Genomic DNA, 9,893 nt, shown 5'->3' with positions numbered 1-9,893 from the left:
CCTCAGAAAAATGAGCCTCCGACCCGGCTGCGGCTCATTTTTCTGAGGGTACGATCATAAAGCGATTCTTTCACGCTGAAGCGGGTCCGACTGGAAGTCGGAGGGTTTGCTCCACGGCGTGGATACTAAATCCGCCGCGATCGCGAAACACATCGGCGCCTCTGGCGGGGATATTTAAAGCCAGAAGAAAAAAGGGGCTCTGCCTGCTTCTTCTTGCCGAAAGTATCCCGGGGAGTTTGAGGGGCAGCGCCCCTCATCCCACACTCCTGTGCGGCACCGCCGCGCTATTTGGACAGGCCGCGTTAGCTGGCGGCCTTCATAAGGCCATCGTCCTTGAGCTTCGCGGCCGCCTGATCAAGCGAGGCCCAGGCACGCTCTGCAAGCGTGTCGATCTCCTCTTTGGTGATCACCAAGGGCGGCGAAATGATCATGCGGTCGCCGACATGGCGCATCACCAGGTTATTGGCGAAACAGCGCTCGCGACAGATATAGCCCGCCGTGCCCGCATCCGCCGCAAACTTGGCGCGGCTTTCCTTGTGAGGGGTCAGCGCAAGCGAGCCCATCATGCCGACGATCCGCGCCTCACCCACCAGCGGGTGATCGGCCAGCGCCTGCCATTTCTCCTGAAGGTAAGGCCCGGTGTCCTGCGCCACGCGCTCGACGATCTGTTCCTCTTCCAAGATACGCAAGTTCTCGAGCGCCACCGCGCAGGATACCGGATGGCCGGAATAGGTATAGCCGTGATTGAATTCACAGGCATTGATCACCTCGGCGATCTTGTCGCTCACAATCGAGCCGCCGATCGGCGCATAGCCAGAGCTAAGCCCCTTGGCGATGGTCATGATATCGGGGCGGATGTTCATGGTCTGGCTTCCGAACCAGTTGCCGGTCCGACCAAAGCCACAGATCACCTCGTCCGCGATCAGCAGGACGCCGTACTTCTCACAAATCCGCTGAATCTCGGGCCAATAGCTTGCCGGTGGAATGATCACGCCGCCGGCGCCCTGGATCGGCTCGGCGATAAAGGCGGCGACGCGGTGCGCGCCCAGCTCTTCGATCTTTTCCTCAAGCTGGCGGGCGCGGGCGAGGCCGAATTCTTCGGGATCTCTATCGCCGCCCTCGCCGTACCAATAGGGCTGATCGATATGGTGGATATCGGGGATCGGCATGCCACCCTGTGCATGCATGCCCGACATGCCGCCAAGGCTTCCGCTGCCGACGCTTGACCCGTGATAGGCGTTCTTGCGCGAGATGATCACCTTGCGCTCAGGTCGGCCCATTTCATCCCAATAGGTGCGCACCATGCGGATGTTGGTGTCATTCGCCTCAGAGCCGGAACTGGCGTAGAACACATGGTTCAAATCCCCCGGCGCCAGTTCGGCAAGCTTGGCCGACAGCGCGATCACCGGAACATGGGTGGTCTGAAAGAAGGTGTTGTAGAACGGCAGCTCGCGCATCTGCCGTGCCGCCACCTCGGCAAGTTCTTCGCGGCCATAGCCGATGTTGACGCACCAAAGCCCCCCCATCGCATCCAGGATCTGATTGCCTTCGCTGTCGGTCAGGGTCACGCCCTTGGCGCGGGTGATGATGCGGGCACCCTTTTGCTCAAGTTCATTGTTATGGGTGAAGGGATGCATGTGATGCGCGGCATCAAGCGCCTGCAACTCGGCCGTGGGCATGTGGTTGGTGATTGCCGTCATGGTCATACCTTTCGCGAATAAAGAGACTCGCTGGCGCGCGGGCCAGCCTTTGCCTCAGAATATGATCAAATTACTCGCTGTCAATCGAATCAGCACAAAGCGCCTGATTGCTCCAAGGATTGGCGCACTTGCTCCATTCCCTGGATGACATCCTCTCGGATTGCGCGCGCTGCGGCCTCTGCATCGCGGGCCTGCATCGCCTCTATCATGGCCTTGTGCTTGTCCGGCAAATTCTGAGTGCCCATACGCCCGCAAACCACCCGAAGCGACGGACCAAACCGAAGCCAGAGCCCGTCGGCCATGCGCGCCAAAATCGGCGCCTCGGCAATCTCATAGAGACGCTTGTGAAACCGATAGTTCAGCTCGAGATAGGCGCGCAGATCACCACGCGCGATGGCACTGTCGAGATCATCGTCCAGCGCACGCAACTGGTCCAGATCGCTCAGGCTTGCACGCTCTGTGGCTCTTAGGGCAAGGTGGGGGTCAACCCATTGACGCGCAAAGATTAACTCGCTTATGTTATCGGCGCTCAGCAGGGGTACACTGACCCGCCTGTTGCCCTGGAATTCAAGCGCGCCTTCGGCAATGAGTCGGCGCAATGCCTCGCGCACCGGGGTCATGCCGGCACCAAGGCGTTCGGACAGGCCCTGAATGGTTACCGCCTGCCCCGGCGCCAGATCGCCAAACAGCACCAGATCGCGCAGTTGGCGATAAATCACCTCATGTGCTGGAAGCCGGGGCGTGGCGACCTCTGGGGTGCTCAAATTCTGTGCGGTTGTCGTCATCTGTTGCGCGTCCAAACCATGCCTTTGAATGTCTGTCCTTGCGAGTTTAGCGGCTGCATGAAAACATTACCATATTGCCATGAGCGGAAATTTTTGATCAAATCCGCGGTAAGGCAGACGACATGCCGACCAACGGGAGAATATAATGCGACATCTAATCATGACCACCACCGCCGCTCTGGCGCTAGGGGCGATCACCGCCTCGGCCGAAGAAGTGCGGGTTTACAACTGGTCTGACTACATCGACGAAGCGCTGCTTGAAAAGTTCGAGACCGAAACCGGGCTTGATCTTATCTATGACGTGTTTGACAGCAACGAGGTTCTGGAAACCAAGATGCTTGCGGGCGGGTCGGGCTATGACGTGGTTGTGCCCTCGGGCACTTTCCTGCAACGCCAGATCACGGCGGGCGCGTTCCAGAAACTTGACATGGACAAGCTTCCGAACCACGCCAACATGTGGGATGTCGTCAGTAGCCGGACCGAGCAGTACGACCCCGACAACGCCTATTCGATCAACTATATGTGGGGCACCACCGGCATTGGCGCCAATGTCGGCAAGGTCAAGGAACTGCTGGGCGAGGATGCCCCGCTTGATAGTCTCGAACTTGTGCTGAACCCCGAGAACATGAAGAAACTCGGCGAATGCGGTGTGCATTTCCTTGATGCGCCCGCCGAAATGATCCCGATGGTTCTCAAGTACATCGGCGAAGACCCCGACAGCCATGACCCCGAGGTGATCGCCAAGGCAGAGCCGATCTTTATGGCGATCCGCCCCTATATCCAGAAATTCCACAGCTCGGAGTATATCAACGGTCTGGCCAATGGCGATATCTGTGTAGCGGTCGGCTGGTCGGGTGATATCCTTCAGGCGCGTGACCGTGCCGCCGAGGCCGATAATGGCGTGGAAATCGTCTATCACGCCGCCAAAGAGGGCGCGCAGATGTGGTTTGACCAAATGGCGATCCCGATCGATGCGCCCAACCCCGATGGCGCGCATGTGTTCCTGAACTTCATCATGGATGCCCAGAACATGGCGGCGGCGTCGAACTATGTCTATTACGCCAACGGCAACAAGGCGAGCCAGGAGTATCTTGTCGAGGACGTGATCGGCGATCCGGCGATCTATCCCGACGCCGCCACTCTGGATAACCTGTTCACCACAACGCCCTATCCGGCCAAGGTACAGCGGGTCGTGACCCGCCTTTGGACCAAGATCAAATCCGGCACCTGATCGGATCACGAAAATCACCCGCGCAGGTCGCATCCTGCGCGGGTTTTCTCAATGCAGGCAGGGGTGGGTATGTCACAAACCGTTTTCGAGCCCTGGAATGATCCGACCGCAAAACCGCTGATTCAATTCAAGAACGTCACCAAGCGTTTCGGCGATTTCACCGCGATCGACAATCAAACCTTTGATATCTATGAAAAAGAATTCTTTGCCCTACTTGGCCCCTCTGGCTGTGGCAAGACCACGATGATGCGCATGCTCGCCGGCTTCGAGGCCCCGACAGAGGGCATGATCCTTTTGGCCGGGCAGGATATCGCGCCGATCCCGCCCAACAAGCGGGCGGTGAACATGATGTTCCAGTCCTATGCGCTTTTCCCGCATCTGTCGGTCTGGGAAAACATCGCTTTCGGCCTGAAGCGTGACAATAAATCCAAGGATGAGATCGCCGCACGCGTCGCCGAGATGCTCAAACTTACCCGGCTTGAGAAGTTCGCCAAGCGCAAACCCCACCAGATTTCCGGCGGCCAACGTCAGCGTGTCGCCCTTGCCCGCAGCCTTGCAAAAGCGCCCAAACTCTTGCTTCTGGATGAACCGCTTGGTGCGCTTGATGCCAAGCTTCGCCAGGATACACAGTTCGAGCTGATGGATATTCAGGAAACCACCGGCACCACCTTCGTGATCGTCACCCACGATCAGGAAGAGGCGATGACCGTTGCCAGCCGCGTGGCGGTGATGGATGACGGTAGAATCGTTCAGGCCGACACCCCGGCGCGCATCTATGAGATGCCCAATTCGGTCTATGTGGCGGATTTCATCGGCGAGGTCACGATCATAAGAGGAACCGCCCGGCGCGGCGATGGCGCCTATGAAATTACCTTTGCCGAGGGCCAGCCGACGCTCTTTGCCGAATCTGATACCGAGTTCGACAATGGACAGGAATGCCACCTCGCAATCCGGCCTGAAAAAGTCTCTATTACGGCGCAAAAGCCCGATGATCGGCGCAATGCGCTTGAGGGGAAAATCCTTGATATCGCCTATCTTGGCAATCTTTCCACTTATCACGTCGAGCTGTCCAGCGGGCAGATCGTCAAGGCACAGACGGCAAATACGACGCGCCTGTCGCGGCGCAGCTTTACCTGGGAAGACCGGGTTTGGCTGTCCTGGACGGATACCGCCGGTATCTTGTTGAAAGGATGATGTGATGCGCCGGTTTGCCCTTATCGCCCTGCCCTATGCCTGGTTGCTGGCGCTGTTCCTGGTGCCGTTCATCATCGTCCTCAAGATCAGCCTGAGCGATATCGACCTTGCGATCCCGCCCTATACCCCGACGCTTGATTTTTCCGAGGGATGGGCCGGGATCAAGGCGTTCTTTCGTGGGCTCGACTTTGAAAACTTCGTCTTCCTGACTACCGATGATCTTTACTGGAAGGCCTATATTTCGTCACTCAAGATCGCCCTTATCGCCACCGCGCTGACGCTTTTGGTGGGCTATCCGATCGCCTATGGCATGGCCAACGCGCCCGATCATTGGCGGCCCACCTTGATGATGCTGGTGATCCTGCCGTTCTGGACGAGCTTTCTCATCCGGGTCTATTCGTGGATGGGTATTTTGTCGACCGAAGGGTATCTGAACCAATTCCTGCTGGGTTTGGGTCTGATTTCCGAGCCGCTGACCATTCTGAACACGCCAACGGCGGTCTACATCGGCATCGTTTATACCTATCTTCCGTTCATGATCCTGCCGATTTACTCGGCGCTGGAACGGATGGATGGATCGCTTCTTGAGGCCGCCGAAGATCTTGGGTGTTCGCGGCTCAAGGCGTTCTGGCTTATCACCGTGCCGCTGTCGAAAACCGGCATTATCGCGGGCTGTTTCCTGGTCTTCATCCCCACCATCGGCGAGTTCGTAATCCCCTCGCTCTTGGGTGGCTCGCAAACCCTGATGATCGGCAAGGTTCTCTGGGAAGAGTTCTTCAACAACCGCGACTGGCCGGTGGCCGGCGCCGTGGCGGTGGTGTTGTTGCTGATCCTGATCATTCCGATTGTCCTGTTTCAACGCAACGAGCAAAAACAGCGGGAGCTTGAAGGATGAGACGCCTCACTTGGTTTAACGTCACCTCGCTTTCGCTTGGGTTCGCCTTCCTGTACCTGCCGATGCTGATCCTGATCACCTATAGCTTCAACTCGTCAAAACTTGTGACGGTCTGGGCCGGGTTTTCAACCAAATGGTATGGCGAGCTATTGCAGAACGAGGCGTTTTTGGATGCCGCATGGGTCACGGTGCAGGTCGCTGTTGTCAGCTCGAGTATCGCGACCGTGCTTGGCACCATGGCGGCGCTTGTGCTTGTGCGCGCCGGGCGGTTTCCGGGGCGCACACTATTTTCCGGCATGGTTTATGCGCCATTGGTGATGCCAGAGGTGATCACCGGCCTGTCGCTCTTGCTTTTGTTCATCGGCATCGGGCTTGATCGCGGGATATTCACCATCATCCTGGCGCATACCACGTTTTCGATGTGCTTCGTGTCGGTCGTCGTGTCGTCGCGCCTTGTGACGTTTGATGATTCGCTGGAAGAGGCCGCGCTTGATCTTGGGTGTTCTTCGTTTCAGGCGTTTCGCCTTGTGACCCTGCCGATCATTGCGCCGGCGGTGATCTCGGGCTGGCTCTTGGCCTTTACCCTGTCGCTGGATGATCTGGTGATCGCAAGCTTTACCGCCGGGCCATCGTCCACGACGCTGCCGATCAAGATATGGAGCGCGGTGCGACTTGGCGTTTCGCCCGAGATCAACGCGCTGTCGACCATCATGATCGCGATTGTCGCCGTCGGGGTGATCACGGCCTCTCTGATCACCAAGCGCGCAAGCCTGCGCCAACAGGCGGATGAGCGCGCAGCAGTCCACGCATGAGCCGCGTTTACCCCGATTACACTTACGGAAACGGCCCGCGCGAGCGCTGCTTTTGGGCCGAAACAGTGCAGGTTCCTGAGTTTTCACAGGCGCGCGACAAGATCACCTGTGACGTGGCCATCATCGGCGCCGGATTTACCGGGCTCTCTGCCGCGTTGCACCTTGCACAGGCGGGCGAGGATGTCTGTGTGTTCGAGGCCGAAACCCCCGGCTGGGGCGCATCCGGGCGCAATGGCGGGTTTTGCTGTCTTGGCGGATCGGCAGCCTCTGACGGGATGCTGCGAAAGCTTTACGGCGAAGAGGCCCGCCGCGAATACCGCCGGAGCGAGGCCGAAGCCGCAGCGTTTGCGAAGGCTTTGATCAAAGAGCATGGGATTGCCGCCGACCTACACTCTGACGGCGAAACCCTCTTGGCGCATACGCCAAAAGCCGCCGCTGACTTTACCGCCCGCGCGAAACAGATCGAGGCGGATTATGGCGTGACACCCAGCCTGATTTCAGGCTCTGATCTTGCCCAAAATGGCATGCAGGGCCCGTTTCATGGGGCTTTGACGACGCCGATTGGCGTGGCGCTGAACCCCCTAAAATATGCCCTCGGGCTTGCAAGCGCTGCGACCCGCGCAGGTGCGCGCATTTTTGCAAACTCGCCAGTGACAAAGATCGAACAGGTGAACGGCTTTCACCTGAGCACGCCAAAGGCAGAGGTCGCCGCAAAATGCCTTATCGTGGCGACCAACGGGTATTCATCCGACGACCTGCCCGGCTGGATGCGCGCGCGCTATTTGCCCACGCAATCCAATGTGATCGTCACCCGCCCGCTTAACGATGAGGAGATCTCCACGCAGGGCTGGTCAAACCATCAGATGTGCTATGACGACCGCTTTTTTCTTCACTATTTCCGCCTGATGCCTGACAAACGAATGCTTTTTGGCATGCGCGGTGGCCTATTCAGTTCTGCCAACTTTGACAAACGCATGCATCGCACCATCCGGCGGCACTTCGAGGCAATGTTCCCGGCATGGCGGCATGTGGAAAGCGCCCATAGCTGGAACGGCCTGCTTAGTCTTGCGCCTGATTTGACGCCCTATGCGGGGCCAATTCCGGATATGCCCGGCGCGTTTACGGCCATGTCGTTTCACGGCAATGGCGTGGCGATGGGCAGCTATGCCGGCGCGTTGCTGGCCGATCTCGTTCAAGGAAAAGCGCCCGAGCACCTCTATCCAAAAATCATGCAGGCCGCGCCGCGCCGCTGGCCCCTTGGTCGGCTGCGCCGCGCCATGCTCTGGCCGCCCTATGCGCTCGCGACGCTGATGCGGGGTTAGACTCTAATCCGGCGTTCTCGCGGCGCGGGCCTTGTTGCGCTGAATCCCAAGCTGGCGTTCGCGCAGGATGATCAAACATCCTGCCAGGATCACCAAGGCCGCCCCGGTGAGCATCGCCCTCGTCGGCACCTCGTCAAAGACGAAATAGCCAATCGAAAGCGCGAAAAGGATCGAGGCATAGTCGAACGGCGCGACGACGCTTGCATCGGCAAAGCGATAGGATGAGGTCAGGAAGATCTGCCCCAAGCCACCCAGGATGCCGGCCGTCACCAAGAGGCCAAGCTCAAACCACGACGGCAGGACCCAGCCAAACGGGATGGTCAAAAGCGACAGCGCTGTCGAGGTGATCGAAAAGTAAAAGACGATCGCGCTGGTTTCTTCGGTTTGGACCAGTTTGCGCACATAAATCTGGGCCAATGCCGCACAAATCGCGCCGGTCAGCACCACCATCGCGCCCACCGCCTGTGCCGTTTCAACCATCGGCCCGCTCAACGCGCTCAGACGCGGGGCAAGAACGATAAGAACCCCGACAAGGCCAAGCGCCACCGCCCCGATCCGGTAAACGCCAACCTGTTCATTGAGAAACATGGCGGCAAACACCACCACCAGAAGCGGCGCGGCATAGCTGATCGCGGTCACTTCGGGCAACGGCAAGAGGCCGAGGCCGGCAAAGCTCATGCCCATGGCGGCGGTGCCGACGAAACCGCGCCAGAAATGCCCGATTGGCGAGGCCACTTGAAGCCCGGTGCGCAAATCGCCACGCCAAGCAAGCCAGATCAGGATCACCGGAATGGCACAGGCCGAACGGAAAAACACCGCCTCGCCCGGCGGCACATGCCCCGAGGCCGCCTTGATCAGCGCCGACATCGTGATGAACAGGGTCACCGAGATAAGTTTGAGCGCGATGCCGGTCAGGGGCCGCATGGGTTGGTTCCTTCGCGCCTTTGATCAGGCCAAAACAGTGACTATTCCGGCCTGAGCTTGCCTAAGCCGGGTTATCAGCCGTGGTTTTCGGAAGCACCCAATCGGCCCGCGGAAAATGACAGGTATAGCCCTGCGGAAGCCGTTTCAGGTAATCCTGATGCTCTGGCTCTGCCTCCCAGAAATCGCCGACGGGTTCAACCTCGGTCACGACTTTACCGGGCCAGAGGCCACTGGCCTCGACATCGGCGATGGTGCGCAGCGCCTCGGCCTTTTGCGCGTCGTCGACGTAATGGATCGCCGAACGATAGCTAAGCCCCAGATCATTGCCCTGGCGGTTTGCAGTGGTCGGGTCGTGAATTTGAAAGAAATATTCAAGCACCTGACGATAGCTGATTTTCGAGGGGTCAAAGAAGATCTCGACCCCCTCGGCATGGGTGCCGTGGTTGCGATAGGTGGCATTGGGCACATCGCCGCCAGTATAACCGACGCGCGTTGAAATCACGCCGGGCAATTTGCGGATCAAATCCTGCATGCCCCAGAAACACCCACCAGCCAAAACAGCGCGTTCGCTCATGTCACATCCTCCACTTGATCAAAATAATCGCCATATCCTTCGGCCTGCATATCATCGCGATGCACGAACCGAAGGCTGGCGGAATTGATGCAATAGCGCAAGCCACCCCTGTCGCGCGGTCCGTCAGGAAAGACATGCCCAAGATGGCTATCGCCATGCTGGCTCCGGACTTCGGTACGGATCATCCCAAGGGTGAAATCGTTGATTTCGGTCACATGCGCCGGTTCGATCGGCTTGGTAAAGCTGGGCCAGCCACAGCCCGATTCGTATTTGTCAGAGCTCGCGAAAAGCGGCTCGCCACTGACGATATCCACGTAAATGCCCGGCTCTTTGTTATCGAGGTATTTGCCCGTGCCTGGGCGTTCTGTGCCATTTTTCTGCGTCACCCGAAACTCTTCAGGGTTAAGGGCCGCGATGGCGTTCGGGTCTTTGGTATAGTCGTTCAATGTCATTCTC

At 58.5% G+C, this 9,893-nt stretch carries 10 protein-coding genes; 5 read left to right on the top strand and 5 right to left on the bottom strand.

What is annotated here, in order from left to right; translation table 11 throughout:
• Positions 1-302: 302 nt before the first annotated feature.
• On the bottom strand, positions 303-1,700 hold the full coding sequence (locus ROG8370_RS17005; protein ID WP_085828363.1) for an aspartate aminotransferase family protein: 1,398 nt from the start codon (positions 1,698-1,700) through the stop codon (positions 303-305).
• A gap of 89 nt (positions 1,701-1,789) precedes the next feature.
• On the bottom strand, positions 1,790-2,485 hold the full coding sequence (locus ROG8370_RS17000) for a GntR family transcriptional regulator (RefSeq protein WP_085828362.1): 696 nt from the start codon (positions 2,483-2,485) through the stop codon (positions 1,790-1,792).
• 145 nt (positions 2,486-2,630) lie between these two features.
• On the opposite strand from ROG8370_RS17000, the gene ROG8370_RS16995 reads away from it, so the two are divergent.
• From ROG8370_RS16995 to ROG8370_RS16975, 5 genes are all read left to right on the top strand, one after another.
• Positions 2,631-3,716 (top strand): polyamine ABC transporter substrate-binding protein, encoded by a 1,086-nt coding sequence (locus ROG8370_RS16995; RefSeq protein WP_170925283.1) that lies wholly within the window; start codon positions 2,631-2,633, stop codon positions 3,714-3,716.
• Positions 3,717-3,785: 69 nt separating this feature from the next.
• Positions 3,786-4,910 (top strand): ABC transporter ATP-binding protein, encoded by a 1,125-nt coding sequence (locus ROG8370_RS16990; RefSeq protein ID WP_085828360.1) that lies wholly within the window; start codon positions 3,786-3,788, stop codon positions 4,908-4,910.
• Between the two features lie 4 nt (positions 4,911-4,914).
• Complete coding sequence (locus ROG8370_RS16985; RefSeq protein ID WP_085828359.1) at positions 4,915-5,805, top strand: ABC transporter permease subunit; 891 nt, start codon at positions 4,915-4,917, stop codon at positions 5,803-5,805.
• On the top strand, positions 5,802-6,617 hold the full coding sequence (locus tag ROG8370_RS16980) for an ABC transporter permease (protein WP_085828358.1): 816 nt from the start codon (positions 5,802-5,804) through the stop codon (positions 6,615-6,617). Before ROG8370_RS16985 ends, ROG8370_RS16980 begins: the two co-directional genes overlap by 4 nt.
• Complete coding sequence (locus ROG8370_RS16975; RefSeq protein ID WP_085828357.1) at positions 6,614-7,939, top strand: NAD(P)/FAD-dependent oxidoreductase; 1,326 nt, start codon at positions 6,614-6,616, stop codon at positions 7,937-7,939. The genes ROG8370_RS16980 and ROG8370_RS16975 overlap by 4 nt, the downstream gene beginning before the upstream one ends.
• Positions 7,940-7,942: 3 nt before the next feature.
• On the opposite strand, the gene ROG8370_RS16970 is transcribed toward ROG8370_RS16975, so the two are convergent.
• The 3 genes from ROG8370_RS16970 to msrB all read right to left on the bottom strand — a co-directional run bounded on the left by ROG8370_RS16970 (position 7,943) and on the right by msrB (position 9,889).
• The gene (locus ROG8370_RS16970) at positions 7,943-8,863 is read right to left on the bottom strand and encodes a DMT family transporter (RefSeq protein ID WP_085828356.1); all 921 of its coding nucleotides are present in this window, start codon (positions 8,861-8,863) and stop codon (positions 7,943-7,945) included.
• A gap of 61 nt (positions 8,864-8,924) precedes the next feature.
• On the bottom strand, positions 8,925-9,437 hold the full coding sequence (gene msrA, locus ROG8370_RS16965) for a peptide-methionine (S)-S-oxide reductase MsrA (RefSeq protein ID WP_085828355.1): 513 nt from the start codon (positions 9,435-9,437) through the stop codon (positions 8,925-8,927).
• Positions 9,434-9,889: a peptide-methionine (R)-S-oxide reductase MsrB gene (gene msrB, locus ROG8370_RS16960; protein ID WP_085828354.1), complete on the bottom strand. Its 456-nt coding sequence runs from the start codon at positions 9,887-9,889 to the stop codon at positions 9,434-9,436. The genes msrA and msrB overlap by 4 nt, the downstream gene beginning before the upstream one ends.
• Between the last annotated feature and the right edge of the window lie 4 nt (positions 9,890-9,893).

The organism is Roseovarius gaetbuli, from assembly GCF_900172365.1.
Taxonomy (GTDB): domain Bacteria; phylum Pseudomonadota; class Alphaproteobacteria; order Rhodobacterales; family Rhodobacteraceae; genus Roseovarius; species Roseovarius gaetbuli.
Note: the sequence above shows the minus strand (reverse complement) of the source record. Positions and strands in the feature narration are given on the sequence as shown.

Coding starts and splice junctions, on each gene's coding strand:
- ROG8370_RS16995 (WP_170925283.1), top strand. CDS start 2,631: ATGCGACATCTAATCATGACCACCACCGCCGCTCTGGCGCTAGGGGCG.
- msrB (WP_085828354.1), bottom strand. CDS start 9,889: ATGACATTGAACGACTATACCAAAGACCCGAACGCCATCGCGGCCCTT.
- ROG8370_RS17000 (WP_085828362.1), bottom strand. CDS start 2,485: ATGACGACAACCGCACAGAATTTGAGCACCCCAGAGGTCGCCACGCCC.
- ROG8370_RS16990 (WP_085828360.1), top strand. CDS start 3,786: ATGTCACAAACCGTTTTCGAGCCCTGGAATGATCCGACCGCAAAACCG.
- msrA (WP_085828355.1), bottom strand. CDS start 9,437: ATGAGCGAACGCGCTGTTTTGGCTGGTGGGTGTTTCTGGGGCATGCAG.
- ROG8370_RS16985 (WP_085828359.1), top strand. CDS start 4,915: ATGCGCCGGTTTGCCCTTATCGCCCTGCCCTATGCCTGGTTGCTGGCG.
- ROG8370_RS17005 (WP_085828363.1), bottom strand. CDS start 1,700: ATGACGGCAATCACCAACCACATGCCCACGGCCGAGTTGCAGGCGCTT.
- ROG8370_RS16970 (WP_085828356.1), bottom strand. CDS start 8,863: ATGCGGCCCCTGACCGGCATCGCGCTCAAACTTATCTCGGTGACCCTG.
- ROG8370_RS16980 (WP_085828358.1), top strand. CDS start 5,802: ATGAGACGCCTCACTTGGTTTAACGTCACCTCGCTTTCGCTTGGGTTC.
- ROG8370_RS16975 (WP_085828357.1), top strand. CDS start 6,614: ATGAGCCGCGTTTACCCCGATTACACTTACGGAAACGGCCCGCGCGAG.